We start from the raw sequence: 25144 nt of genomic DNA on the forward strand, positions 1-25144 counted from the left end.
CGGAAATAGCCGAATCGGCATGATGGTCATGCAGAACTGCATGAATCTCGGGATGGCACTGAACACGATGGACTGGAGCGACCTGCGCATCTTTCTCGCGATCGCGCGCGAGCGCACCCTCGGCGCCGCGGCGCGCCGGCTCGGCATGACCCAGCCGACGATGGGGCGGCGCCTGCGCGCACTGGAAACCGCTGCCGGGCACGCGCTGTTCCAGCGCACGGCCGCGGGCTTCGTGCTGACCGACGAAGGCGCGACCGTGTTCGATCACGCCGAACGCATCGAACAGGAAGCGCTCGCGATCCAGCGCCGCCTAGCCGGCCGCGCGACGCAGCTTGAAGGCCCGCTGCGGCTGACGTCGTCGGACTGGTTCGGCACGCACGTGCTCGCGCCCGTGCTCGCCGATTTCGCCGTGCGGCATCCGCAGGTCGGCATCGAGCTGCTGACCGACGCGCGCTTCCTGAGCCTGTCGCGGCGCGAAGCCGATCTTGCGTTCCGCATCCGCACGTTCACCGAACCCGACGTGGTCTCGCGCAAGCTCATGCATGTGCGCTACGCGGTCTATCAGCGCAGCGGACTGCCGCCGCCGCGCCGCGGCGACGGCAGTCATTGCACGCTGCTCGCACTCGATGCGGCGTTCGCCGGCACGCCCGACGACAGCTGGCTTTCCCGTGCGTTGCCGCGCGCGCGCATAGGACTGCGCAGCAACAGCCGCGACGTGCAGGCGCGCCTGTGTGCGCATGGCGCGGGACTCGCCGTGCTGCCGGTCGTTCTCGGCGAACGCATCGGCGAACTCGAGCGCGTCGACCTCGGCGGCGAACCGCCGGGGCGCGATACCTGGATCGGCTACCACCGCGATCTGCGCCGGCTGCCGCGGTTGCGGGCGATGGTCGAGTTTCTCGTGGAGCGGCTCGCGAATGCGGATCTCGCCGCGTGAAGCGCGGTCGCCGAAGCATCGACTTCCGTCGCATGCGGTCAGGCCGGTGCATCTCGCACAATCGCGCGATGCGAAACCGCCCGACATCGGAAGCAGCGGGCTCGGCGCCATGAGACAGGAACGCCTGCTGCCGCTGATCGTCGCCTGCGCGCTGTTCATCGAGAACATGGACTCGACCGCGATCGCGACGGCGCTGCCGGCGATCGCGGCCGACTTCGGCACCTCGCCGATCGCGCTGAAGCTCGCGCTGACGACCTATCTCGTCGCGCTCGCCGTGTTCATTCCGGTCAGCGGCTGGATCGCCGATCGCTTCGGTGCGCGCAGCACGTTCATGCTCGCGATCGGCGTTTTTCTGGTCGGTTCGATCGGCTGTGCGGCAAGCGTGTCGCTGCCGACGCTGGTCGCCGCGCGTTTCGTGCAGGGCATGGGCGGCGCGCTGATGGTACCGGTCGGGCGGCTGGTAGTGCTGCGCACCGTGCCCAAGAGCGAACTCGTCGTCGCACTGAGCTGGCTCACGATTCCGGCGCTGGTCGGGCCCATGCTGGGGCCACCGCTCGGCGGGCTGATCGTGACCTGGTTCGACTGGCGCTGGATCTTTCTCATCAACCTGCCGATGGGCATGCTCGGCATCGCGCTCGCGCATCGCTACGTGCCGAACCTGCGCGAGCCGCCCGGGCCGCTCGACGGCACCGGCTTCGCGCTGTCGGGCATCGGCCTCGCGCTCGCGCTGTTCGGGTTCTCGACGATAGGCCGGCATCTCGTGCCGCTCGGCGTCGCGATCGGTAGTCTCGTCGTCGGCATCGCGATGCTGGTCGCCTACGTGCTGCATGCGCGGCGACATCCGCACCCGCTGCTCGATCTCGGCCTGTTTCGCCTGCCGACGTTTCGCGCCGGTGTCGTCGGCGGCTCGCTGTTTCGCATCGGCGTCGGCGCGACACCGTTCCTGCTGCCGCTGATGCTGCAGCTGGGCTTCGGCCTGAGTCCGCTGCAGTCGGGGCTGATCACGTTCGTCTCGGCAGCGGGCGCGATGTTCATGAAGACGCTCGCGGCGAGCATCCTGCGCCGCTTCGGATTCCGCCGCGTGCTGATCGTCAACACGCTCGTCGCGTCGGCTCTGCTCGCCGGCTACGGACTGTTCCGTGCCGACACGCCGCATCTGTTCATGTCGGCCGTGCTGCTCATCGCCGGCTGCTTCCGCTCGCTGCAGTTCACGAGCCTGAATGCGATCGCCTACGCCGACGTGGAACCTGCGCAGATGGGCCAGGCCAGCAGCCTCGCGGGCATGATGCAGCAGCTCTCGCTGAGCGTCGGCGTCGCGATCGGCGGCTATGCGCTGCAGCTCGGATCGGCGTTTACCGGCGCGCCGGAAACCGCCGCGGCGAATTTCACGATCGCGTTCGCCGTGGTCGGCTTCTGCTCGGCGCTGTCGTTCTGGGCGATGTGGCGGCTGCCCGCGGACGCGGGACACGAAATGGCCGGCAAGGCGAAACCCGGCGGCGAAATCGCGGAGCCGAAAGCGGCGCAGCGTCCGGCGACATGAGCGGCGCAGGCACCCGCGCGCATATTCCCGGCCTGTCGACCAACGTCGCAGCCCGTTGCGCGAGAAACCATTTCGGCGCGCACCTGCGCCGGACTAGACTGCGTCGCTTTCCTCGTGCCGGGAACCTTCCGTGGACCCGATCTACCGCCGCGGCCTGATCTACGCGCTCGCGGCTTTCGTGCTCTGGGGCGTCGCGCCCGCGTATTTCAAGCTGATCCAGCAGGTGCCTCCGGCGGAAATCATCGTGCACCGGATCATCTGGTCCAGCGTGCTGATGGCGATCGTGCTCGGCGCCACGCGCCGCTTCGTCGGCTGGAACTATTTCCGCGAGAACCCGCGCGTGCTCGGTACGCTCGTGGTCACATCGCTGCTCATCAGCAGCAACTGGCTCACCTTCGTCTATGCGGTCAACAGCGGCCGCATGCTCGATGCGAGCCTCGGCTACTACATCAACCCGCTCGTCAACGTGCTGCTCGCCGTGATCTTCCTCGGCGAGCGTCTGCGGCCGCTGCAGCTCGCCGCGGCGGCGCTGGCCGCGCTCGGCGTCGCCTATCAGGTGTTCGAGCTCGGCCGGCTGCCGTGGATTTCGCTGATGCTCGCCTTCAGCTTCGGTTTCTACGGGTTGCTGCGCAAACGCGTGCCGCTCGATGCCCTGAACGGTCTCGGTGTCGAGACGCTGCTCGTCGCGCCGCTTGCGCTGCTCTACTTCGCGCAGTTGTGGACGACGGGACACGCGCAGTTCGCGCAGGTGTCGCGGTCGCTCGACCTGCTGCTGATCGCGGCCGGCGTCGTCACAACGGTGCCGCTCGCGCTGTTCGCGGCCGGCGCGCAGCGTCTGCCGTACACCACGATCGGATTCCTGCAGTACATCAGCCCGTCGCTCGGCATCGTGCTCGCCGTCGGTTTCTACGGCGAGCACTTCGGCACGGCGCGCGCGGTGACGTTCGCGCTGATCTGGGCCGGGCTCGTGCTGTTCACCTGGGATGCGTGGCGCGCGCGCCGTGCGGGCTGAAGCGCGCCCGCAGCGCCATCAGGCGCAAACGCGGGCGCGCACCGCGCCGAAATCGCGGACCGGGCGCACTTCGATGCTGCCCGTGCGCGTCCACGGAAACTCCGATGCGATGCGCACGGCTTCGTCCATGTCGGCGGCTTCGATCAGATTGAAGCCGGCGAGCATTTCCTTGGTTTCGGCAAACGGTCCGTCGACGACGGCCATGCGTTCGCTGCGCTGACGCAGCGAGCGCGCCGACGGCGCGTGTTCGAGCTGCTGCGAATCGATCAACGTGCCGGCGGCCCGCAGTTCGTCGGCATGCAGGATGCATTCGCGCATGAGCCGGTCGAATTCGCCGGGCGGCAGCGCGTTGATGAGGTTTTCGTCGGTGTAGATCAGCAGCATGAAGCGCATGTGCGGCCACTCCTCGAGGCAGGAAACGCGGACGATAAGCCGCGTCGCCGCGGCTTGCCAGTGCGGATGTTGCGCGGCTGCGCAGCCTCGGCCGCGCGGCGATGGGATCGGACGCGCGATTGCGTCAGTATTCCGCGGCGCGGCGCCGCGCCGCGGGCGTCATCACCGGACCGGGAGCACCATGAATACGATTCGTCGCTTCGTCTGCGCGCTGCTGGTCGGTGCCGGCATGCCGCTCGCGTTCGCCCGGGAGCCCGCCGTCGTCGCGACCTACGCGTATACGCGCTACGACCGCGCCGCCGCGCTCGCGCCGCTGGCCGCGCATCTGGAGAAGACGACGGGCGCGCCGGTCGTGGTGCGCGTGCTCGACTCGCCGCGCGCGCTTGCCGCGGCGCTGCGCGACGGCAGCATCGACCTCGCGGTCACGAATACCTTTGTATACCTCGGCGTGCGCGACGAGCGGGCCATCCGCGCGCTCGCCGTGTTCGATGTGCCTGCGAAGACGCTCGATGCGTATCGCGGCGTGCTGCTCGCGCGTCGTGCGGCCGCGTCCGATATTGCGGCCGTGCGAGGCGGCTCGGCGAATCTGCGCTACGTGCAGGTGATTCCGGGATCGACCTCCGGCGGGCTCATGCAGGACTTGCATCTGGCCGCGCAAGGACTCGACGCGTCGCGCTTCGCCGCGGTTCGTCATGCCGGCACGCACGACGCCGCGCTGGCCGCGCTCCAGGACGCGAGTGCGGATGTCGCCGCACTCGCCGACGCGCCGTGGCAGGCCGCGCAGCGCGGTGGTGCGGTTGGCGCCGTCGTCGAACTCTGGCGCTCACCGCCGATTCCGCCGGGTCCGGTCGTCTGCCGCGACGGCGGACGCATCGACTGCGCGCGCGCCGCTGCCGTGCTGGCGACGCTGCATGAGCGCGCGCCTGAAGTGCTCGCGGCGCTCGTCGCCGCCTGGTCCGAGGCGTCGGGCGCAACGCGGCTCGTCGCGCCGGATGCCGCGGCGTACGACGCGCTGACCGCCGGATTCGCCGATCCGGCCGCGGGCAGGGCAGCGCTCGACCGGTTGCTCTGACTCACGGTTCGGTGCCCGGAAGCGCGCGCAGGAAGTCGCCGAGCACCGCACGCGCGTGACGCACTTTCGCCGGCTGCGCATCGCGCTGCGGCGTCAGCGCCCAGACGTCGAACGCCGGCAGCTGCCATTCCGGCAGCACGCGTGCGAGCCGGCCCGCGGCGACATCGCCGTGCGCGTCGATGCTGCCGATCAGCGCGATGCCGAGACCTGCCGTGCACATCTGTTGCAGCAGCAGCTGATTGTTGCTCGCGATGCGCGGCGTCAAGTGCAGCTCGCGCGTCTCGCCGTCGGCGCGGCGCAGCTGCAGGCCGCGCGCGGCCGTGGCCGTGCCGCTCTGCGACAGCCAGTGATGGCCGGGCAGTTCCTCCGGCGTGCGCGGTTCGCCGTGGCGCGCGAGATAGCCGGGCGCCGCGCAGAGTTCGAGGCGCATCGCGCAGAGGCGCTGCGCGACCCAGTGTGAATCCGGCAACCGGCCGACGCGGATCGCCAGGTCGATGCGCGCGTCGATCAGGTCGATCATCGCGTCGTCGACGAGCAGGCGCAGGCTCAGCGCCGGATGCGCGGCGAGCAGCGGCGTCAGCGCAGTTGCCATGTAGGGACCGAAGCCGATCGGTGCGGCGAGGCGCAGTTCGCCGGTCGGTTCGTCGCGCGTGGTCCTGAGCTGGCGCTGTGCGCGCTCGGCGGCGTCGACCATCTGCGCGCATTCGGCATAGACGCGCGCGCCGGCGTCGCTCAGCGTCAGCTTGCGCGTGGAGCGGTGCAGCAGCGTGACGCCGTGCAGCTGCTCCAGCGCACGCACCTGCTGGCTGACCGCCGAGGCGCTGAGTCCGAGCCGTCGCGCCGCCGCGCTCATCGAGCCCTGGCGCACGACGGCGGCGAAGACGGCCAGCGACTTGAGTTCATCCATCTTGAAGCCCCGCTTACAGATGCATGCGGAAATCCGAGTCTACTGCGGCGATTGTGAAGTACCTACTGTAGTCGCCTCGATTCTTTCCACGGAGTATCCGCATGAACATCGCTTTGATCGGCGCGACGGGTTTCGTCGGCGCCGCCGTCCTCGACGAACTGCTGCAGCGCGGCCACCGCGTCACCGCGGTCACGCGCTCGCCGGACAAACTCGCCGCCCGCGATGGCCTGACGCCGCGCCGCGCCGACGTGCGCGACGCCGACGCGGTGGCCACTGCCGTACGCGGCCACGACGCCGTCGTCAGCGCGTTCAACCCGGGCTGGGACGATCCGGATCTCTACGCGGAATTCCTGCGCGGCCACAGCGCGATCGTCCAAGGCACGAAGCGCGCGGGCGTCGCGCGGCTCCTCGTCGTCGGCGGCGCCGGCAGCCTGTTCGTGGCGCCGGGCGTGCAGCTCGTCGACACGCCGGCCTTCCTCGATCACGTGCCGCCGAACATCGTGCCGGGCGCGCGCGCGGCGCGCGATGCGCTGACGGCGCTGCGCGGCGAGCGGGAACTCGACTGGTCGTTCGTCTCGCCGCCGGTCGGACTCGCGCCCGGCGCGCGCAGCGGGCGCTATCGCGTCGGCGGCGAAGACGTGCTGCTCGACGGCGAGCAGCCGGCGGGTATCTCGGTGACCGACCTCGCCGTCGCGATCGCCGACGAGATCGAACGCCCGCGTCATTCGCGCGCGCGCTTCACGGTCGCTGCGGCCTGAGGCGCGAAACGCCGCGGCGCGCTCAGCGCACCGCGGCGAATTTCAGCGCGTCGTCGTGCCAGCGCGGCGTTGCGCGGATGCGCGGCAGGACTTCGTCGACCTCGTCGACGAGCGACCACATGTCGATGTGCTCGGGATTCATGAAACGCTCGTCGATGACGTTGCGCATGAATGCCTGCAGCGGATCGTAGAAGCCGCGCGTGTTCAGCAGCACGATCGGATTGAAATACAGCGCGAGCCGCTTGAGCGTGATCGCCTCGAACAGCTCTTCGAGCGTGCCGCAGCCGCCTGGCATCGCCACCACTGCGTCGGAATGCGTCAGCAGGCGATGCTTGCGTTCGCGCATGTCCTCGACGATTTCGAGATTCGCGACGCCCGGATGCTGCCATTCCACGTCGATCATGAAGCGCGGAATGATGCCGACGACCGACCCGCCTTCCGACAGCGCGCCGTCGGCGAGCGCGCCCATCAGGCCGCTGCCGCCGCCGCCGTAGACGACCGTCGCGCCGGCGCGCGCGAGCGTGGCGCCGAGGCGATGAGCCGTTTCGCGATAGACCGGGTCGACGCGTTCGCTGGACGCGCAATAGACGCAGATGCGCATGGGATTCCCCGCAAAAGCGCGAGTATAGACAGCGGGAATCGGGAATCGTAGGCAGCGGTGAGCCGAGAAAGCGGGATCTCGCTCGGGTTTCCGACATCTTGCAGGCTGCAGTTTCCGCTCCGCGTTTCAATGCATCGCGCTGCCGCCGGCGATTACGATCGCGCCGGGAAACTCCTGCGCGGCGCCGGTCGGATCCGCGAGGCACAGCGCGTGCCGGTCGAGCGCGCCGATCGCGTCGATTCCGGACCCGAGGCGTCGCACTTCGACGAGTACGCGGACGAGGCGCGCGAAGCTCGCGGCGAGCCGCCGATAGAGCTCGGCCCAGGCGTTGCTCGCCTTGCCGGCGATGTCGGCGTAGGCCTGCGCGCCGAGCGCGAGGAAATAGTCGAGGCCGACGAGCCGGCGCTGCGCCTGGTGCGGATACAGCCCCGCGATCAACAGGCAGCGGTCGCCGACGTCGCGCAGCCGCTGCTCGCGCGGCGTCGGCGCGTCGTGCAGCGCTTCGAGGTAGTCGAGCGCAAAGACGCGTCCGCCGAGTTCTGCATCGCGCAGATGCCGCATCAGCAGGAAGACGAGATAGCTCTCGGCCTCGTCGTCGAGCGGCGCGGCGCCGTTGTGCTCGGCTTCGCGGATCAACTGGTGCCACAGCGCGGTCGCAGCGGTGTCGGTCAGAATTCGACTCATGGCGCGGTCCTCCTCCACGGTGGAGGACGAGCAAGGAACGGGCCACGAAGGGCAGGAAACAGGGGGTAGGAGCGAGAAAAGAGAGAAAGCGGCAGGCCTGCGGCTCATGCGGTCGTGCTGGTGCATGCAGCACTGAGAAGCGCGCGGCGCATCCACTCGTTTCTCGCTTTTCTCCATATCTTTCCCGCTCCGCTCCACTCTTTCCCGCTACTGAAAGCCGTTCGCGAAGATCCGGTCCGTGCAGTCCAGCACCTGCGCGGGGTCGACGACGACGTTGAATTCGTTGCCGGGCTGCAGCGTCGAGTAGCTGAAGATGCGCCAGCGGCCGCTGGCGGCGCCGTAGTAGACGTCGAAGTTGTTCGGTACCGGCGTGCCGGCGATCAGGCGGGTCACGTGCAGGCGCGCGCACGGCGTGTCGTTGAGCAGCGGATGATCGAGGACGATGCTGCTGGTCGCCGACGTCGCGCTGACGCGGAACGCGTTCGGGCTCGCCTGCTGCGCATAGACGTTGAAGCCGGCGCCGACCGGCATCGTGCCGCCGGTGGCGAGATCGATGTTGACGATGCGCCACTCGCCGCCGCCGCTCGCGGGCAGGTAGTTCAGGCCGATGGGATGCGCGTTGTAGACCTCGCTGCCGGCGCTCCAGTTCTGCGTGACCAGAATGATGCGATCGGGAAGGTTGTTCACGCTGCCGTTGTCCAGGCGCGTGACATAGCCGCTTGTGTTCGCGGCCGTGCTGATGTGGCGGAACGCCCCGCCGCCGGGAGCCGGCGCGAACACGTTGTAGCCGGCGTTGAGCGGCATCGGCGTGGTCGTGTCCTCGTTGAACAGCCGCCATTTGCCGCCGAAGTAGTAGATGCCGAACGCGGTGTCGTTGGCGACGCCGGCTCCGCTCGCGTTCCAGTTCGGCGTCGCGATCGGATTCGCCGCAGCGTCGTTGTCGAGTACCGCGTTGTCGATGCGCGTGATATAGCCGCCCGACGTGTTCGCACTCGTCGCGACGTGGGTGAGGCTGCGATCGCCGTATTCGTAGGCGCCGATGTCGGCGTCGTCACTGCCGCCCTTGATGCGGCGCAGGCCGTCGGCGTCGTTCGTCGGCAATGCGTTGAAGATGATGCCGAGGCCGAGCGTGGCCGTGTCGGCCGCGTTGACCGCGGGCGAATCGGCGCGCAGGCGCGGCACGCTCAAGCCGACGAGCCTCGCGTCGGACGTGATCGTGTTCGGACCCGGTGCGGTGAAGTTCGTCGCGACGTTGAGCAGGTTGTAGTCGTTCGTCAGCGAATCGGCGAGACCGGCCGTGAACGCGAGTCCGCGCTGGCCGACGACGAGATTGTTCTTGACGAGACCGCCGATCGTCGCGCCGGCGCCGCCGCCGCTCCACTGGTTCGCGTTGATGCCGTTGTTGCAGCGCGTGATGGTGTTGTTGACCGCCTGCCCGTCGATGTGGCCGTTGCCGACGGTGAAGCTGATGCCCGAGCCGCTCGTGCCGCCGCCGGCGGAGTTGTCGGCGCAGACGACGACGTTGTTGTAGAGGCGCGCGTTGAAGTCGCTCGCGGTGGACGAGAACAGGCCTTCGGAAACGAACAGGCCTGCGCGAAAGAAGCCGCCGCGCACGACGTTGCCGTGCAGCTTTACCGTGCCGCTGCCGCCGGCGATGGTGTCGACGAAGATGCCGGCGCCATCGGTGGCGATGGCCGAGGTGTTGCTGACCTGGTTGTAGTACGCCGTCGCGTTGAAGGTGCCGCCGCCGTTGACGAGTTCGATGAGTCCGGCGTTGAGATTGCGCGGCCGGCCGGCGATGCGGTTGTCGTAGATCTGCGCCTGCACGGTGTTTCCGGGGCGGCCTTCGATGCGCAGATATGCCGGCAGCGAAGTCTGTTCGAACACGAGGCCCGAGAAGTCGTAGGTGGCCGTGCCGACGCCGGAATACGTCGCGCTGACGTACGAATCCCGCAGCCGGAGGCCGCGCAGCGTGACGCTCTGGTCGCCGAGGATCGCGGCCGAACTCACGATGATCCAGTTGCCCGGCGCCAGCGTCGGCCGCCGGCCCGCGCCGGCGACGACACTGAGACTCCGGTTGTACAGATTGATGCTTTCATCGATGGTCGCGTCGCTCTCCAGGACGACGCTGCCGCCGTTCGGCGTTGCGTCGATGCAGGCCTGGAGCGTCGTGTTGCAGGGCGCCGCGCCCGGCCAGACGGCGGCTGTGGCGGGCGCGAGCGGAGTCAATGCGGCGAGCAGGGCGAGCGGGCGATACGGCGGCATGGTGCTACTCCGTGACAGGGATGCACGGGTAAGCGCAGTTCGGCGGTGCCGCAGGACACCGCGTCTCAGCGCGGCAGCGCGGCGAGCTCCGCGCGCAGGCGACGCGGCACGTAGGGCAGGCGTTCCGCGCTCGCGCGTGCCGAGGCCGCGAGCGCGGCGGCCTCCGCGGGTTCCGTGCAACGCGCCTGCAGCGCCTGCGCGCTGGCGAGGTCCGGCAGCAGCGCAAGCCCGCCCTTCGCGAGAGCCGCCGCGGTCGCGTCGAGGCCGCGGCGCACGACGGCGCAGTTGCCGCGCGCGATCTCGATGCGCTGCTTGACGAGTTCGAGCCGCGCGCGGCGCGGATGACCGGGCGGCAGGCTGTCGCCGAGGTTTGCGAGCACGGCGTCGATCTCGCCGGCGGCCGCGGCGGCGTCGCCGTCGGCGAGCAGCGCATCGGCGCGCGCGGCGCGCGACTGCAGCGTGTCCGCATGGGTGGCGCCGAGCGTGGCGTCGAGCACGGCCAGCGCGTCGCGGTAGCTGACGAGTGCCGCGGTGGCGTCGCCGCGCTCGAACTGCGTCGCGGCGACGCCGACGCCAGCGACGCCGACGAGGTAGTGGCGCTCGCCGAGCGCGCGGCGCGCGATCGCAAGTCCTTCGGTGCTGTGTGCGAGCGCCTCGTCGAGGCGGCCGGAAAAGCGCTCGAAGCCGCTCAGGCTGCCGAGCATGGTCGCCACGCTCGGATGCGCGTCGCCCTGGCCGCGCCGCGCCGTCGCGAGCGCTTCGCTCATCCGGGCGATCGCGAGATCGCTCTGTCCCTGCGACCACGCGAGCACCGCAAGCGAGTTCAGGCTGTTCGCGAGATCGGGATGATCCGGGCCGAGGCCGGCGCGCTGGATCGCGATCGCCTGTTCGTACAGCGCAGCCGCCGCGGCGGCATCGCCGAGCCGCTGCTTCGCGACGGCGAGATTGAACACGCTTTGCGCGTAGTCGGGATGGTTGCCGCCAAGCAGTTGCCGGCGCGTGGCTTCGGCCGCGGCGAGCACTTCGGCGGCTTCGGCCGTCGCGCCGCGCTGCAGCAGGATCACGCCGAGGTCGTGGCGGATCCGCGCGGTTTCGGTATGCGCCGCGCCGTGGGCCGCCAGCGACAGCGCGAGCGCTTCGCGCAGGCTCGCCTCGGCGCCGGCGATGTCGCCGGCGCGGAACTGCACGGGGCCGAGCATGGCGAGATCGCGCCGCCGCGCATCGCTGCCCGCGTCGCGCTGCGTGCGTGCGAGCGCCGTCTGCAGCGCCTGCTGGGCCAGCGCGGGCTGCCCCTGTTCGACGAAGACTTCGGCGAGCCGCCGCTGCGCTTCGGTCAGCAGCGCGGCGTTGACGTCGGGCGTGGCGAGCGCGGCGTCGAGATCGTCGCGCGCCGCATCGAAATGCGCCTGCGCGAGACGCACGCGCGCGCGCTCGATGCGTGCGGCGGCCGCGGTGGTGCCCTGTGCGCCGGCGGCGACCGCATCGTCGGCGAGCGTCGCGGCGCGATCGAGCGTGCCGAGCTGGCGATACGCGCCGGCCAGTGCCGTGGTCAGCTCCGCACGCAACTCGGGATGCGTGGCGAGCGTTTCGCCGAGCCGCGCTTCGCCGCGCGCAATGAGTTCGCGCGCGCTGACCGTGCGGCCTTTGCTCTCGTCAGGACTCACGCCGGCGAACAGCGCGAGCACGAAATCCTTGACCGCTTCGGCGCGCTGCGCCTGCGCGCGCGCGTCGGCCGCCGCCACATTCGCGCGCCGCGATTCGCGCCAGGTCGTGACGACGCCGGCCAGCGCCGTGGCGGCGATCAGGACTGTCGCCGCCACGCCGACGCGATGCCGCAAAAGAAACTTCTTCAGGCGATGGCCGGTGCTCGCGCGGCGCGCGGCGATCGCGCGGCCTTCGCGGTGCGCGCGCAGATCCGCGGCGAGCGCGGCGACGCCGGCGTAGCGCTGCGCCGGATCGGGCGCGAGCGCCGTGGCGACGATCAGATCCAGGTCGCCGCGCAACTGCTGTGCGAGCTGGCGCGGTGTCGTGGCGCGCGCGGGGGCCGCAGAATCGCTGTCGACGAGCTGCGACAGGCGCCGCGGCGCGTCGGCGCCGCGCAGGCCGGGCCGGCGCCCGGTCAGGAGTTCGTGCAGCAGTACGCCGAGCGCGTAGACGTCGGTCGCGGTCGTGATGCCGCCGCCGCTGAACTGCTCGGGTGCGGCATAGGCCGGCGTCAGCCGGCGCAGGCCGGTGCGCGTGTCGTCGTCGCGTTCGGAATCGTCGAGCAGCTTGGCGATGCCGAAATCGAGCAGGCGCGGGCGGCCCTGCGCGTCGACGAGAATGTTCGCGGGCTTGATGTCGCGATGCACGATCAGCGCGCGATGCGCGGCCTCGACCGCGTCGCAGACGTCGAGGAACAGATCGACGCGCTGGTCGACGCGCAGCCGCTGCGCATCGCACCAGCGCACGATGTCCACGCCTTCGACGTAGTCGAGCGCGAACCACGGCACGCCGTCGGGCGTGAAGCCGCCGTCGATCAGGCGCGCGATCGACGGATGTTCGAGTCGCGCGAGGATCCGCCGTTCGCGGCGGAAACGCGCCTGCTCGTGCGGGTCGCGCAGGCCGACGCGCAGCAGTTTCAGCGCGACGCGCTGCACGTAGCCGTCGACTTCGCGTTCGGCGCGATAGACGCTGCCGCTGCCGCCCTCGCCGATGAGATCGATCACGCGATACGGTCCGATCTGCGCCGGCAGCGCCGCGGTTTCTCCGCCGATCAGCGACTCGGCGTAGTCGGCGCTGTTGCCGTCGAGAAAACCCTGCTGCGATTCGCGCGCGAGGAGGTCGCGCAGCAGCGCGCGCAGTTCCTCGTCGGCGACGGCGGCGAGCAGCGCCTCGCGCTCCTCGGGAGCGCGGTCGAGCAGACGGTCGAGCAGCGGCGCGAGTTCCTGCCAGCGCGCCGCAACGGCCGGATTCACGCCGGCGTCTCCAGCGCGTGGTGCAGAAACAGGCGCGCCTTGTTCCAGTCGCGCACGACGCTGCGCGTCGTGATGCCGAGTACCGCCGCGACTTCCTCGACCGACAGTCCGGCGAAAAAGCGCAGCTCCACGACTTTCGCGAGCCGCGCATCGAGCGCGCCGAGTCCCGCGAGCGCCGCGTCGAGCGCGACCATCTCGCCGGCGATGCAGTCGATCGGAACTTCCGCCGACTGCCAGTCCAGCGCGAGCTGGCCGCCGCCGCGCTTTTGCGCCGAGCGGCGCCGCGCGTGGTCGACGAGGATATGGCGCATCGCGGTCGCGGCGTAGCCGAGAAAATGCGCGCGGTCCTGCCAGACCGCATCGCGCTGGCTGACGAGACTCAGATAGGCCTCGTGCACGAGCGCCGTCGTGCTCAGCGTCTGGTGGCCGTTGCCCGCGAGATAGCGATGGGCGAGCTGGCGCAGACGTTCATAGACCTGCGGCAGGAGCTGATCGACGGCGCGCTCGTCCCCGCAGCGTGCCTGGGCGAGCAGGGCGGTGATGTCGGTGGTCGCTAGCATGGTGGGGTCATGCTAGCGCGCGGCGGAAGGTGGCGTCGTCGCGCAGGTCGCAGCCGCGGCGGAACCGGTGCGCAGCCGGAGTGTCGGCTGGATCGCAGTTTTTCAGTCGGCGCGCGCGAGCAGGTCGTCGATGGCGGTGCGGAACGCGTCGATGCCGGGCCAGCTCGTGATGCGGCCGAGGCGTCGGCCGTGGCGGAAGACGAAGAACGTCGGGATGCCGTGCAGGCCGAAACGCGTCGCCATGGCTGCGTCTTCATAGACGTTGTCGTGCAGCCAGCGCACCTGCGGCCAGCTCAGCCGTTGCGGCTGGGCGAGGATCGCGCGCTTGGCGATGTCGCAGTTCGGGCAGTCGCGGCCCCAGAGAAACAGCACGTCGAGTTCGGCGCTGCCGTCGGCGAGCACGGCGTCGAGCGCGTCGCTCGTCACGCGCCGCATCGGGAAACGGTCGAAGAAGTCCGGGACGGCGCTGTCGGACATGACGTGAGCGGCAGCGGCACGGCGGATGCGCGCGCCGCCGCCGTCGCGGGATTACAGCTTGGCGCGCGTGCGCAGGTTGCTGCGGAGACGATTCTTGCGGCGGCGGGCGCGGGACTTCTTCATGGTGTGCTCCTGGGATGGGTGATCGGTGATTGTCGCATCAAACGGCGCGACGGCGCCGGGACACGGCTATTTCGGCTTTTTCGCCGGCCGCTGCCAGCCGTGCAGCGTTGTCTGGCGGCCGCGGGCGACGGTCAGCTCGCCCGCAGGGGCGTCCTTGGTGATGACCGAGCCGGCGCCGATCGTCGCATTCGCGCCGATCGTCACCGGAGCGACGAGGGCGCTGTTGGAGCCGATGAAGGCGCCGTCGCCGATCGTCGTCAGGGATTTGTTCACGCCGTCGTAGTTGCACGTGATCGTGCCGGCACCGACGTTCACGCCCGCACCGATCACGGCGTCGCCGAGATAAGTCAGGTGGTTGGCTTTGCTGCCGCTGCCGAGCACGGCCTTTTTGGTTTCGACGAAATTGCCGACGTGCACGCCGGCGGCGAGTTCGGTGCCGGGGCGCAGCCGCGCGAACGGGCCGATCAGGCAGGGCCCGTGCGTGACGACGCCGTCGAGGTCGCAGTGCGCGTGCACGCGCGTGCCGGCGGCCAGCGTCGAATCCTTGATGCGGCAGAACGGGCCGATGCTGACTTCGTCGCCGAGCTGCACGCTGCCTTCGAAGATCACGTCGACGTCGACCTCGATGTCGCGGCCGAGCGTGACGCTGCCGCGCAGGTCGAAGCGGGCCGGGTCGGCCAGCCGGACGCCGGCGGTGCAGAACGCGCGGGCCTGGCGGCGCTGGTAGTGGCGCTCGAGTTCGGCGAGCTGCCACGGATCGTTCGCGCCGAAGGCTTCGTGCGCGTCGGTGCAGATCGCGCAGGCCGCCGGGTCGCCGTCGGCGGCGGCCAGTGCGAACACGTCGGTGAGGTAGTACTCGCGCTGCGCGTTGTCGTTGCCGACGCGCGCGAGCCAGCCGCGCAGGCGCGCCGCCGAGGCCGCGACGATGCCGGTATTGACCAGCGCGATCGCGCGCTGGTCGTGGCTCGCGTCTTTTTCCTCGACGATGGCGCGGACGTGGCCGAGGCCGTCGCGAACGATGCGGCCGTAACCGGTCGGATCGATGAGTTCGGCGCCGAGCACGGCAAGGCTTGCCTCGGCGACGGCGAGCGGGCGCAGCGTCGTGGTCGTGATCAGCGGCACGTCGCCGTAGAGCACGAGCACGCGCGCGTCGTCGGGAATGCCGGGCAGCGCGAGGCCGACGGCATGTCCCGTGCCTTGCTGCTCGGCCTGCAGTACCCAGCGCAGGTCGGTCGCGTCGGCGAACGCGGCCTGCACCTGGTCGCCGCGATGACCGTAGACCACATGGATCGCGGCCGGCGCGAGCGCGCGCGCGCTGTCGATGACGTGCGCGAGCATGGGCCGGCCGGCCAGCGGCAGCAGCACCTTGGAGCGCGCGGATTTCATGCGTTTGCCTTCGCCGGCGGCGAGGACGATGACGTGCAGCGGTGCGGTCATGGGCGGTCCACGGAATCTCTGGATGAATCGGAATCGCGCTTGGATCTGGCGGACTCGCGAGGACGGGCGGCCCGCGCAAGCGCCATGCAGCGACGTCTGCCCGGGCGCTCCTCGCGACGGCGCCGATTATCGCAGGGCAGCCCCGCGGATTTGGTCGAGGCGTTGCCGGATCGCGGCCGCGGCCGCATCGGCGCCGAAGTCGCGACGCAACGTGTCGCGTGCGGCCGTGCCGACGCGACGCGCCAGCGCCGGGTCGTCGGCGAACCGGCGCAGGTGTGCGGCGGCGGCGTCGATGTCGGGTTCGGCCCAATGCTGCCCGCGCCAGTCCGGATATTCGCCTTCGGCCACGGGCACGAGGCGATACGGCACGAGCGCGCTGTTGTCCTCGCGCATGAACTGCAGGTTGCCGGAATACGCCGTCGCGACGACCGGCTTGCCGAGCGCCATGCATTCGGCGAGGCCGAGGCCGAAGCCTTCGGAGCGATGCAGCGACAGATAGACGTCGCAGCCGGCCTGCAGCGCCCACATGCCGTCGCGGTCGAGAAAGCCGTCGCGGACTTCGATGCGCTCGTCGCCGGCCGCGGCGTCGTGGAGCGCGCGCAACGCGCCGGGCAGACGATGGCCGTTGATGGTCTTCAGCAGCAGGCGCACATCGCGCCGCTGCGGCGGAAAGGCGGCGCGGAACGCCGCGATCGCGGCCTGCGGATTCTTGCGCGTGATCCACGAATTGAAGTCGAAGCTCGCGAGCACGACGAACGCGTCGTCGGGCAGGTCGAGCGCGCGACGCGACAGCGGCGCGAGCGGCGGCGGCTCCACGGCGAACGGCATCACGCGCACCGGTTTGTCGGTGCAGGCGGCGATTGCGGCGCGCACGAAATCCGACAACACCCAGACCTCGTCGACGAGATCGAGCGCGCCGTGCCAGCGCGGCGGAAAACGTTCGAGCTCCCAGAACCAGCAGCCGATGTTGTGACGGCCCGCGAAGGCGGAGGCGCCGAGGTGTTCGTGCACGACCGGCATCTGGTCGGCGTTGATGCAGAACAGCGAGACCTCCTGCGGCAAGGTGTCGTCGAACGACGCGTCGAGGCGGCGGTCGTTCTGCCGGCTCGCGACGCCGATCTCGACGTTGCGGACGCCGAACGGAATGCCGCCGCGGCGTAGCGCGTCGGCGAAGTTGCGCAGCACCTCGGCGACGCCGAATTCGCCGCGCGCGTAGCCGACGAGATTGAGCCCGTCGTGCGCGACCGGTGCGGCGAGCGGCGGCGCGACGGACGCCGCCTCGGGGGCCGACGGCACGAACGCGGCGCGTTCGAGGCCGCGCCGCAGGCGATGCCGCCAGCGCGCCGGCACGCGCCCGTACAGCGCGAGTGCCCAGCGCTGCCGGCAGCTCCAGTCGATCAGCGCGAGGCTCGCGGCGCTGAGGCGCGGCCAGGCGCCGGCGACGCGCACGCGGCCGGTCGCGTCCCAGTGCGGCGCGGCGCCATGGCCGCCGCCGAATGCCGCGCGCACCGGTTCGATGTGCCGCGGCGCGATGCCGAACTCGCGCTGCGCCGTGCGCAGGAACCAGCGGATGAAGCCCTCGCGGCCCTCGCGTTCGGTGAGGTCGAACGCGGCGTGGAGATCGGCGCGCAGCCGCCACGCGGCGTACATCAGTCGCGTGACCGGCGCGTCGGCACGATGTGCGATCTCGTCGCAGGGCAGGTCGTAGCGATCGCGCGCCATCTGCCACGGATGCAGCTCGGGTTCGGCGCAGCCCTTGTCGAAATAGCGCCGATAGACCGCGCGCAGTGGCCGCGTGACCGCTTCGCCGTCGGCGAAACGGCCGAAGGCATAGGGCTTGTCCCGGTGACGCGCGTGGCCGTTGGCCTGCAGGCATTCGAGATAGTGCGCGTACAGCGGTTCCAGCGCGCCGATGTCGCTGCGCCGGTAGCGGTCCTGGTGGCGCGAGAACGCCTGCGGGCGGTCGACGTCGATGCCGCTGAAGTGCACGAACACGAGCGGGCCGTCGTTCGCGGTCCACCGCTCGCCCTCGCGCGCGACGCGGCGCTGCGCAAGATTCCAGTAGGCGAGGTTGTAGCCGTCGTCGCGCAGGATGCGCACGTCGGGAAACAGGCCCGGCGCGAGGTCCATCCATTTCTGGTCGGTGAACAGGCCGGCGGCGGGATCGGCGACGCAGCCCTGTTCGAGCTTCTCGGCCCACCAGTCGACGAGCCGCGCCGCACCGGCATGCGTGCCGATCGCGCAGAAACCGAGGTTGTACGTTCCGCTGCGCAGGATCGCGAGTTCGCCCGGATGCCGTTCGTCGGTCGTCGGCGCATTGAGGTGCGGCGTCAGCACGGCCAGCGCGCCGTCGTCGACGAGCGCCGCGACAGCGGTCAGCGGCGCCAGCACGTAGGTATCGGGATCGAGGTAGACGACCGCTTCGCCCGGATGCCGCGCACGCAGCCGGCGGAATGCGTAGGGCTTGATCGCCGTGTTGAGTTCGAGGATGTCGTAGCGGAACGTGAAGGCGTCGAAGTCGGGCAGATCGAGTTCCTCGATGCGCACGAGATCGAACAGCGGATTGGCGAGGTCAGGGTCGCCTTCGTCGCGATCGGCCAGCACGACGTAGCGGCGGCTCTGCGGATGCTGCGCGGCGAGCGACTGCATCAGGGTCAGCGCATACGCCAGATAGTTGCGCGAGACGATGGTGAAGAAGATCACGTGCAGGCCTGTTCCGCGACGCTGCCCCGGCCGGGGCGCGCCAGCATAGCGGATCGGCTATGCTCGCGCCGCTTCGGGCGGCGGGCCGCGCATGCAACTGCATTTCCTCGAACTCGTCTGGTTCAGCACCTACGCGGAGCTTCGCGCCGAGCGTGCGCGCAGCTATCTGGGCTTCGTCTGGTGGCTCGTGGAACCGGCGCTGATGATGGCTGCGTTCTGGCTCGTGTTCGACCGGATTCTCGGCACCGGCGGTCCCGACTACCTGCCGTTCCTGCTGATCGGGCTCGTTCTCTGGCAGTGGTTCAAGTCGAGCGTCGTGCATGCGGGGCAGGCGATCTGGCTGAATCTCGCGCTGATCCATCAGGTTCGCGTGCCGGTGCTGGTTTTTCCATTCGTTCACTTGTTGGCAGATGCGATCAAGTTCGCCGCGGTGTTCGGTCTGCTGCTCGTCGTGCTCTGGGGCGCGGGCTATCCGCCGAACGCGGCTTATCTGAGCCTGCCGCCGCTGCTGCTGTGCGTCGCGCTCTGCGCGATCGGCGGCGGGTTGCTGCTGGCCGCGCTGATGCCGCTGCTGCCGGACCTGCGCTTCGTCGTCGAGCAACTGCTCTCGGTCCTGATGTTCCTGTCGGGCGTGGTGTTCGCGCTGGAGCGCGTGCCCGCGCCGTATGCGGATTGGCTCGCCTGGAATCCGGTGCTCGTGCTGCTCGATGCGCTGCGCGGCGTGCTGCTGCACGGTCGCTGGCCCGACTGGATCGCGCTCGCGCGCGTAGCCGTCGCCGCGGTCGCGCTCGCCGTGCTAGGCATCGCGACGGTGCAGCGGCTCGCGCCGCGCTACCCGAAGCTGGCCGCGTGATGGGCGGCACGGCGCGCAGCGTGATCCGGCTCGACCAGGTCGGCGTCGCGTTCGGCGTGCAGCGCCGGCTGCGCGGCGAACCCTATTGGGCTCTGCAGGACGTCAGCCTCGAATTGCGCAGCGGCCAGCGGCTCGGCGTCGTCGGCCGCAACGGCGCCGGCAAGAGCACGCTGCTGCGCGTGCTCGCGGGCATTCTCGAACCCGATCGCGGCCGCGTGGAACGCACTGTCGCGAGCTGCCAGCTGCTGTCGCTGTCGCTGGGCTTCGTGCCGTATCTGTCGGGTCGCGACAACGCGACGCTCTGCGGCCTGCGCCTGGGTCTGCGCCGGCGCGAGATCGACGCGCGGCTCGCCGCGATCTGCGACTACGCCGAGCTCGGCGACTTCTTCGAGCAGCCGGTCGCGAGCTACTCCAACGGCATGGTGCTGCGCCTGGGCTTCGCCGTCGCGTTGCAGGCGCAGCCCGAGGTATTGCTGCTCGACGAACTGCTCGCGGTCGGCGATGCCGAGTTCCAGCGCAAGTCGGCGCAGGCGATCCATGAACGTATCAATGCCGGCACGACGGTCGTCCTCGTCAGTCACGACGAGGACAAGATCGCGGACCTTTGCGACAGCGTGCTCTGGATCGAGCGAGGCCGCAGCGTCATGGTCGGACGCTGCGACGAGGTGCTGGCCGCATATCGCGCCGCGGCGCGCTGAGCGCGCTACGGCTCGAAGCCGTCGCCGAAGATCGCGTCGAGGTCGGGCACCACGATGGTCAGGTCGCCGATGCTGCCGCCGGCGGCGGGTGTGAGCCGATGGCTTGCCGTCGGCGCACAGTCGATCGGCGAATCGATCCAGAGCACGCTGCAGGGCAGGCTCGGCCAGATCGTGCCGGGCGAGTTCGCGAATGCGGCGTGGGGCGATGCGAACAGGAAGTAGCTTTCCGGCGTGAGGCCGCCGACCGAGAAGTTGCCCTGCGCGTCGGTGAATACGGGTTTGCCGGCCAGACCATGCGACGCGGGCACCGCAGCCACGGCGTAGTTCGCCGCCGGCGCGCCGCTGCCGGCGAAGACGACGCGTCCGCTGAGCGTCGCGCCGCGCGCGATCGCGAAGTCGATGCCGGCCGGATGCGGCTGCGCGAAGAAGTCCAGCAGCGTGAACGGCGTCGCCGCGTCGTTGCAGAAGCGATTCGCGCCGCTGCATTCGACGTCGCTCCAGCCGCGGTCGATCCAGCCCGAGCCTGCCTGTCGCGTGACCAGCGCGACGTCTTCGCTGCCGAAGCCTTCCAGCACGTAGCGGCCGTCGGCATCGGTCTGTGCGGTCGCCTCGGCGACGAAACCCCAGAGACCGAACGTCGGCGGCACGAGCGCACCGGCGGCGACGGTCGCGTTCGCGATCGGCAGTCCGGTGGCCTGGTCCGTCACGCGCCCACTCGCGGTGCGCAGCGGCGCGACATGGATGTCGTTCAGCGTGACCGTCGCGCCGGCGGCGACATCGATCGTCGGTGCGCCGCTCAGATCGCAGGGATCGGTGTTGCACGGCAGGTTCGGGTAGATCTTCGCCGGATAGGCCAGCGTGGCGTAAGGACGCACGTGCAGATTGATTGCGCCGGGCAGCAGCGGTCCGGTCGCGGAATAGCCGTCGGCTTCGATGAAGCCGTCGATGCGGTGCGACGCGTCTGCCGGCGCGCTCGCGACCGCGGAGTGCTGAATCCAGCTGCCGTTGCCGTCGCTGATCATGCGCACGCGCACATAGGCGCCGGTGCGCAGCTCCGCGTCGACATCATCGAGCAGCGCGCCGTCGGCGACGACGAGCGGCTGCGTCGCGAGCGTGTCGCAGGAGACCTGCACCCCGTCGCAGTGCAGGTCGGGCCAGGCGTAGCTCAGATACCGGCGGTCGCTGACGTTCGCGACCGACGCCGACGCGCGGAACTCGTAGGTTCCGCCGTGCAGGTCGCCGAATTCGAAACTGCCGTCGGCGGCCGCCGTCGATGTGGCGGCGAGATGCATGAGCGCCGGCGAGCCGACATGGCGGATCTGGATGTACGCATCGGGTGCCGGCGGTGCACCGGTGGCGCGGTCGCGCAGCGTGCCGCGGATGCGCGCGGCGTGGCCCAGCGCAACATCGGCGGTCAGCGGTGCCGCATTCGACAGCGTGACCTTGGTTGCCGCCTGGTAGCAGAAGATCGGCTCCGCCGGGCAGCGTTCGCCGACATGCGAACGACCGGCGAAACCCGGCGCCGTCGTGACGATCGCCACCGGATTCGCGATCGCGTCGGTGTCGATCGTGTAGCGGCCGTCGGCGCCGGTCTGTGCGGACGCGACGACGACGGGCAAAAAGAAGAAGCCGGGCGCGACGACCGAAACGGTCGCTCCGGCGAGCGGCGTGTTGGTGCCCGCTTCGACGACCTTGCCCTGAACGACGGCGGCATGAACGGGAGCTGCGACGACGGCAGCAAGCGAGACGACGGCTGCGAACAAACTGCGCATGGGGACGATTCCTTCGTGTGGATGCGCTCCGGAGACGCAGTTGCGCCGTGCATCCCCCAGCTTTCGCAAGTAGCGAACGTGTGGAATTGCGCGGTAAAGGAATAATGCGGCAACTGCGGCGAGCGAACGAAGCAGACCACGTCGGACGCGGCGAAGTTCGCGCGTCGTATCCGAGGAAAGAAGTGGTTAAGGCATAAGTGGAAAAAGCCGACGACGGAACGACGGCCGCGCTGCGATGTCAAGCCGACGCGGCGCAACGCGCAGCGTGCGCAGTGCCGGTCGTTCGTTCCTGTGCGGCGAGAGTCGCCCGAGCGTCGGCGAGGCACATCCGTCGAACCGATCGACGAGCGGATACGCGGAAATAAAAAACGCCGGCACGAGGCCGGCGTGGAGTGATGCAAAAGCGATTGGGTGTCGGTGTGCGGCGCCCGTGAGCGCGCGCGACTACCGGCGGCGTCAGTGCTTGAGCGCCTTGCGCAGACGCTCGAGCGCCTGCAGCTGCGCCATGGCCTGCGCGAGCTGGGCCTGGGCCTGGGCGATTTCGAGCGCGTCGGTGCGATTGGCGAGCGCGCGCTCGGCGGCTTCCTTGGCCTTGTTCGCCGCGGCTTCGTCGAGATCCTTCGCGCGGATCGCGGTGTCGGCCAGCACGGTGACGACCTGCGGCTGCACTTCGAGAATGCCGCCGGAAACGTAGAAGAACTGCTCGTCGCCGTTTTCCAGGATCACGCGGACCTGGCCCGGCTTCAGACGCGTGATCAGCGGCGCATGGCGCGGCGCGATGCCGAGTTCGCCCATTTCGCCGGTGGCCACGATCATCTGCGCGGCGCCGTGGAAGATTTCTTCCTCGGCACTGACGATGTCGCAACGGATGGTGCTGGTCATGTTTGCCTCGCTGGACTGCGCCGCCGCGTGGCCGCGGCGGCACGGTGCCGTTGTCTATCGCACGCTTCGATCAGGCCTTTTCGGCCATCTTCTTGGCTTTCTCGATCACTTCGTCGATGCCGCCGACCATGTAGAACGCCTGTTCCGGCAGGTGATCGCATTCGCCGTCGACGATCATCTTGAAGCCGCGGATGGTTTCCTTGAGCGAGACGTACTTGCCCGGCGAACCCGTGAACACTTCGGCGACGTGGAACGGCTGCGAGAAGAAGCGCTCGCACTTACGGGCGCGGGCGACGACCTGCTTGTCCTCTTCGCTGAGCTCGTCCATGCCGAGGATCGCGATGATGTCCTTGAGTTCCTTGTAGCGCTGCAGCGTGCCCTGCACCTTGCGCGCGACTTCGTAGTGGTCGCTGCCGATCACGTTCGGGTCGAGCTGGCGGCTCGTCGAGTCGAGCGGGTCGACGGCCGGGTAGATACCGAGCGACGCGATGTTGCGCGAGAGCACGACGGTCGCATCGAGATGTGCGAAGGTCGTCGCCGGCGACGGATCGGTCAGGTCGTCCGCGGGCACGTAGACGGCCTGGATCGAGGTGATCGAACCGGTCTTCGTCGAGGTGATGCGTTCCTGCAGCACGCCCATTTCCTGCGCGAGCGTCGGCTGGTATCCCACGGCCGACGGCATGCGGCCGAGCAGCGCCGACACTTCGGTACCGGCCAGCGTGTAGCGGTAGATGTTGTCGACGAACAGCAGCACGTCACGGCCCTTGCCCGACGCGTCTTTCTCGTCGCGGAAGTACTCGGCCATGGTCAGGCCGGTCAGCGCGACGCGCAGACGGTTGCCCGGCGGCTCGTTCATCTGGCCGTACACCATCGTGACCTTGTCGAGCACGTTGGAGTCTTTCATCTCGTGGTAGAAGTCGTTGCCCTCGCGGGTACGCTCACCCACGCCGGCGAACACGGACAGACCCGAGTGCGCCTTCGCGATGTTGTTGATGAGTTCCATCATGTTGACGGTCTTGCCGACGCCGGCGCCGCCGAACAGGCCGACCTTGCCGCCCTTGGCGAACGGGCAGACGAGGTCGATGACCTTGATGCCGGTTTCGAGGAGTTCGTTGCTCGAGGCCTGTTCCGCGTAGCTCGGAGCCGTGCGGTGGATGACCCAGCGCTCCTGCTCGCCGATCGGACCCGCTTCGTCGATCGGGTTGCCGAGCACGTCCATGATGCGGCCGAGCGTCTTCACGCCGACCGGCACCTTGATGCCTTCGCCGGTGTTGCGCGCGATGAGGTTGCGCTTGAGGCCGTCGGTGGAGCCCAGGGCGATCGCACGCACGATACCGTCGCCGAGCTGCTGCTGGACTTCGAGCGTGATTTCGGTGCCGTCGACCTTCAGTGCGTCGTATACCTTCGGCACCTGGTCGCGCGGGAATTCGACGTCGACCACGGCGCCGATGATCTGAACAACTTTGCCCTGGCTCATAGGGAAACTCCGATGCTTTGAACTGTTTGACGATGTGGCCGCGTCGGCCGCACCGCTTGAATTTGAGAATCGAGTGGAGAGGAGCGAGAAACGAGAGACAGCGATTCAGCGCGCTCTTACTGTTTTCTCTCTCCTGTCCACCATTTCCTGTTTTTCAGACCGCGGCCGCGCCGCCGACGATTTCCGAGATTTCCTGCGTGATCGCGGCCTGGCGGGCCTTGTTGTAGATCAGCGAGAGCGTCTCGATCGCTTTCGTCGCGTTGTCGCTGGCGGACTTCATCGCCACCATGCGCGCGGCGTGCTCGCTCGCGAGATTCTCGAGCGTCGCCTGATACACGAGCGACTCGATGTAGCGCGTCAGCACGTGGTCGAGCACGATTTCCGGGCCCGGCTCGTAGATGTAGTCCCACTCGTGCGTCGTCGTCAGGCCGTTCGCCGGCGGCAGCGGCAGCAGCGTGTCGACCGTCGGCTTCTGCGTCATCGTGTTGACGAAGTCGTTGTAGGCGAGCTTCAGCTGGTCGATGCGGCCGTCGGTATACGCGTCCAGCATGACCTTGATGACGCCGATCAGCGCCGCGACCTGCGGCTTCTCGCCGAGATGGGTCGCGCTGCCGACCAGATTGACCTTGAGACGACGGAAGAACGCGTTCGCCTTCGCGCCGATCGCGACGACGTCGATCTCGACGCCGCGGTCGCTGAGCTCGCGGATCTCGCCGATGATGCGGCGGAACACGTTGGAGTTCAGGCCGCCGCAGAGGCCGCGGTCGGTCGACACGACGATGTAGCCGACGCGCTTGATTTCGGAACGCGCGACCATGAACGGGTGCTGGTACTCGGTGTTCGCCTTCGCGATGTGACCGATCACCTGGCGCATGAGGCGCGCATACGGACGCGAGGCCTTCATGAGGTCCTGCGCCTTGCGGATCTTCGAGGCCGAGACCATTTCGAGCGCGCGCGTCACCTTGCGGGTGTTCTGCACGCTCTTGATCTTGGTTTTGATTTCTCTGCCGCCTGCCATTGTTTCGCTCGCTATGCTGGT

Annotated in this window: 20 protein-coding genes and 1 pseudogene; 7 read left to right on the top strand and 14 right to left on the bottom strand. The window is 69.4% G+C overall.

Annotated elements, in window-relative coordinates; all coding sequences use genetic code 11:
* Window positions 1–19: 19 nt before the first annotated feature.
* The 3 genes from VLF18_RS06870 to rarD all read left to right on the top strand — a co-directional run bounded on the left by VLF18_RS06870 (window position 20) and on the right by rarD (window position 3486).
* Window positions 20–934 (top strand): LysR family transcriptional regulator, encoded by a 915-nt coding sequence (locus VLF18_RS06870; protein ID WP_325278877.1) that lies wholly within the window; start codon window positions 20–22, stop codon window positions 932–934.
* A gap of 109 nt (window positions 935–1043) precedes the next feature.
* Window positions 1044–2474 (top strand): MFS transporter, encoded by a 1431-nt coding sequence (locus VLF18_RS06875; RefSeq protein WP_325278878.1) that lies wholly within the window; start codon window positions 1044–1046, stop codon window positions 2472–2474.
* Between the two features lie 130 nt (window positions 2475–2604).
* Window positions 2605–3486, top strand: a complete 882-nt coding sequence (gene rarD / locus VLF18_RS06880; protein WP_325278879.1) for an EamA family transporter RarD — start codon at window positions 2605–2607, stop codon at window positions 3484–3486.
* Window positions 3487–3504: 18 nt separating this feature from the next.
* On the opposite strand, the gene VLF18_RS06885 is transcribed toward rarD, so the two are convergent.
* On the bottom strand, window positions 3505–3879 hold the full coding sequence (locus VLF18_RS06885; RefSeq protein ID WP_325278880.1) for a YciI family protein: 375 nt from the start codon (window positions 3877–3879) through the stop codon (window positions 3505–3507).
* A gap of 181 nt (window positions 3880–4060) precedes the next feature.
* Between VLF18_RS06885 and VLF18_RS06890 the strand changes: the two genes are divergently transcribed.
* Entirely contained in the window at window positions 4061–4951 is an 891-nt protein-coding gene (locus VLF18_RS06890) for a phosphate/phosphite/phosphonate ABC transporter substrate-binding protein (RefSeq protein WP_325278881.1), read from the top strand.
* Window position 4952: 1 nt separating this feature from the next.
* Here the strand turns inward: VLF18_RS06890 and VLF18_RS06895 are convergent, their stop codons facing one another.
* The gene (locus VLF18_RS06895; protein WP_325278882.1) at window positions 4953–5858 is read right to left on the bottom strand and encodes a LysR family transcriptional regulator; all 906 of its coding nucleotides are present in this window, start codon (window positions 5856–5858) and stop codon (window positions 4953–4955) included.
* A 101-nt stretch (window positions 5859–5959) separates the two neighbouring features.
* Here VLF18_RS06895 and VLF18_RS06900 point away from each other — a divergent pair, with 101 nt between their 5' ends.
* Entirely contained in the window at window positions 5960–6616 is a 657-nt protein-coding gene (locus VLF18_RS06900; RefSeq protein WP_325278883.1) for an NAD(P)-dependent oxidoreductase, read from the top strand.
* Window positions 6617–6638: 22 nt separating this feature from the next.
* Here VLF18_RS06900 and VLF18_RS06905 read toward each other — a convergent pair whose 3' ends face one another.
* The 8 genes from VLF18_RS06905 to VLF18_RS06940 form a co-directional block, all read right to left on the bottom strand.
* Window positions 6639–7217: a TIGR00730 family Rossman fold protein gene (locus VLF18_RS06905; protein WP_325278884.1), complete on the bottom strand. Its 579-nt coding sequence runs from the start codon at window positions 7215–7217 to the stop codon at window positions 6639–6641.
* Window positions 7218–7343: 126 nt separating this feature from the next.
* The gene (locus VLF18_RS06910; RefSeq protein WP_325278885.1) at window positions 7344–7901 is read right to left on the bottom strand and encodes a hypothetical protein; all 558 of its coding nucleotides are present in this window, start codon (window positions 7899–7901) and stop codon (window positions 7344–7346) included.
* A 207-nt stretch (window positions 7902–8108) separates the two neighbouring features.
* Window positions 8109–10166 carry a DUF7452 domain-containing protein gene (locus VLF18_RS06915; RefSeq protein WP_325278886.1) on the bottom strand — a complete coding sequence of 686 codons (2058 nt, stop codon included), beginning with the start codon at window positions 10164–10166 and terminating at the stop codon, window positions 8109–8111.
* 65 nt (window positions 10167–10231) lie between these two features.
* The gene (locus tag VLF18_RS06920) at window positions 10232–13123 is read right to left on the bottom strand and encodes a serine/threonine-protein kinase (RefSeq protein ID WP_325278887.1); all 2892 of its coding nucleotides are present in this window, start codon (window positions 13121–13123) and stop codon (window positions 10232–10234) included.
* Window positions 13120–13683 carry an ECF-type sigma factor gene (locus VLF18_RS06925; RefSeq protein ID WP_325278888.1) on the bottom strand — a complete coding sequence of 188 codons (564 nt, stop codon included), beginning with the start codon at window positions 13681–13683 and terminating at the stop codon, window positions 13120–13122. The genes VLF18_RS06920 and VLF18_RS06925 overlap by 4 nt, the downstream gene beginning before the upstream one ends.
* A 102-nt stretch (window positions 13684–13785) precedes the next feature.
* Window positions 13786–14160, bottom strand: coding sequence for a thioredoxin family protein (locus VLF18_RS06930; protein ID WP_325278889.1), 375 nt, complete (start codon window positions 14158–14160; stop codon window positions 13786–13788).
* A 189-nt stretch (window positions 14161–14349) separates the two neighbouring features.
* Entirely contained in the window at window positions 14350–15720 is a 1371-nt protein-coding gene (glmU, locus tag VLF18_RS06935) for a bifunctional UDP-N-acetylglucosamine diphosphorylase/glucosamine-1-phosphate N-acetyltransferase GlmU (protein WP_325278890.1), read from the bottom strand.
* 126 nt (window positions 15721–15846) lie between these two features.
* On the bottom strand, window positions 15847–18423 hold the full coding sequence (locus VLF18_RS06940) for a glycosyltransferase (RefSeq protein ID WP_325278891.1): 2577 nt from the start codon (window positions 18421–18423) through the stop codon (window positions 15847–15849).
* A 91-nt stretch (window positions 18424–18514) separates the two neighbouring features.
* On the opposite strand from VLF18_RS06940, the gene VLF18_RS06945 reads away from it, so the two are divergent.
* Both VLF18_RS06945 and VLF18_RS06950 read left to right on the top strand, forming a co-directional pair.
* A complete protein-coding gene (locus VLF18_RS06945; protein WP_325278892.1) occupies window positions 18515–19276 on the top strand; it encodes an ABC transporter permease in 762 nt (253 codons plus the stop codon).
* A 104-nt stretch (window positions 19277–19380) separates the two neighbouring features.
* A pseudogene (locus VLF18_RS06950) lies at window positions 19381–19974 on the top strand (ABC transporter ATP-binding protein); the annotation flags it as partial.
* A gap of 5 nt (window positions 19975–19979) precedes the next feature.
* On the opposite strand, the gene VLF18_RS06955 reads toward VLF18_RS06950, so the two are convergent.
* The 4 genes from VLF18_RS06955 to atpG all read right to left on the bottom strand — a co-directional run bounded on the left by VLF18_RS06955 (window position 19980) and on the right by atpG (window position 25123).
* Window positions 19980–21746, bottom strand: coding sequence for a carboxypeptidase regulatory-like domain-containing protein (locus tag VLF18_RS06955; RefSeq protein WP_325278893.1), 1767 nt, complete (start codon window positions 21744–21746; stop codon window positions 19980–19982).
* A 456-nt stretch (window positions 21747–22202) separates the two neighbouring features.
* The gene (locus tag VLF18_RS06960; protein WP_325278894.1) at window positions 22203–22628 is read right to left on the bottom strand and encodes a F0F1 ATP synthase subunit epsilon; all 426 of its coding nucleotides are present in this window, start codon (window positions 22626–22628) and stop codon (window positions 22203–22205) included.
* Window positions 22629–22698: 70 nt separating this feature from the next.
* Window positions 22699–24105, bottom strand: a complete 1407-nt coding sequence (gene atpD, locus VLF18_RS06965) for a F0F1 ATP synthase subunit beta (protein WP_325278895.1) — start codon at window positions 24103–24105, stop codon at window positions 22699–22701.
* Between the two features lie 154 nt (window positions 24106–24259).
* Window positions 24260–25123, bottom strand: a complete 864-nt coding sequence (gene atpG / locus VLF18_RS06970; protein ID WP_325278896.1) for a F0F1 ATP synthase subunit gamma — start codon at window positions 25121–25123, stop codon at window positions 24260–24262.
* Between the last annotated feature and the right edge of the window lie 21 nt (window positions 25124–25144).

Source organism: Tahibacter sp. (assembly GCF_035481375.1).
Lineage (GTDB): Bacteria > Pseudomonadota > Gammaproteobacteria > Xanthomonadales > Rhodanobacteraceae > Tahibacter.

Bases quoted from the DNA above. Each gene is read 5' to 3' on its own strand.
- VLF18_RS06870 (WP_325278877.1), top strand. From the start codon at position 20: ATGATGGTCATGCAGAACTGCATGAATCTCGGGATGGCACTGAACACG.
- VLF18_RS06875 (WP_325278878.1), top strand. From the start codon at position 1,044: ATGAGACAGGAACGCCTGCTGCCGCTGATCGTCGCCTGCGCGCTGTTC.
- VLF18_RS06885 (WP_325278880.1), bottom strand. From the start codon at position 3,879: ATGCGCTTCATGCTGCTGATCTACACCGACGAAAACCTCATCAACGCG.
- VLF18_RS06890 (WP_325278881.1), top strand. From the start codon at position 4,061: ATGAATACGATTCGTCGCTTCGTCTGCGCGCTGCTGGTCGGTGCCGGC.
- VLF18_RS06895 (WP_325278882.1), bottom strand. From the start codon at position 5,858: ATGGATGAACTCAAGTCGCTGGCCGTCTTCGCCGCCGTCGTGCGCCAG.
- VLF18_RS06900 (WP_325278883.1), top strand. From the start codon at position 5,960: ATGAACATCGCTTTGATCGGCGCGACGGGTTTCGTCGGCGCCGCCGTC.
- VLF18_RS06905 (WP_325278884.1), bottom strand. From the start codon at position 7,217: ATGCGCATCTGCGTCTATTGCGCGTCCAGCGAACGCGTCGACCCGGTC.
- VLF18_RS06910 (WP_325278885.1), bottom strand. From the start codon at position 7,901: ATGAGTCGAATTCTGACCGACACCGCTGCGACCGCGCTGTGGCACCAG.
- VLF18_RS06915 (WP_325278886.1), bottom strand. From the start codon at position 10,166: ATGCCGCCGTATCGCCCGCTCGCCCTGCTCGCCGCATTGACTCCGCTC.
- VLF18_RS06925 (WP_325278888.1), bottom strand. From the start codon at position 13,683: ATGCTAGCGACCACCGACATCACCGCCCTGCTCGCCCAGGCACGCTGC.
- VLF18_RS06930 (WP_325278889.1), bottom strand. From the start codon at position 14,160: ATGTCCGACAGCGCCGTCCCGGACTTCTTCGACCGTTTCCCGATGCGG.
- glmU (WP_325278890.1), bottom strand. From the start codon at position 15,720: ATGACCGCACCGCTGCACGTCATCGTCCTCGCCGCCGGCGAAGGCAAA.
- VLF18_RS06945 (WP_325278892.1), top strand. From the start codon at position 18,515: ATGCAACTGCATTTCCTCGAACTCGTCTGGTTCAGCACCTACGCGGAG.
- VLF18_RS06955 (WP_325278893.1), bottom strand. From the start codon at position 21,746: ATGCGCAGTTTGTTCGCAGCCGTCGTCTCGCTTGCTGCCGTCGTCGCA.
- VLF18_RS06960 (WP_325278894.1), bottom strand. From the start codon at position 22,628: ATGACCAGCACCATCCGTTGCGACATCGTCAGTGCCGAGGAAGAAATC.
- atpD (WP_325278895.1), bottom strand. From the start codon at position 24,105: ATGAGCCAGGGCAAAGTTGTTCAGATCATCGGCGCCGTGGTCGACGTC.
- atpG (WP_325278896.1), bottom strand. From the start codon at position 25,123: ATGGCAGGCGGCAGAGAAATCAAAACCAAGATCAAGAGCGTGCAGAAC.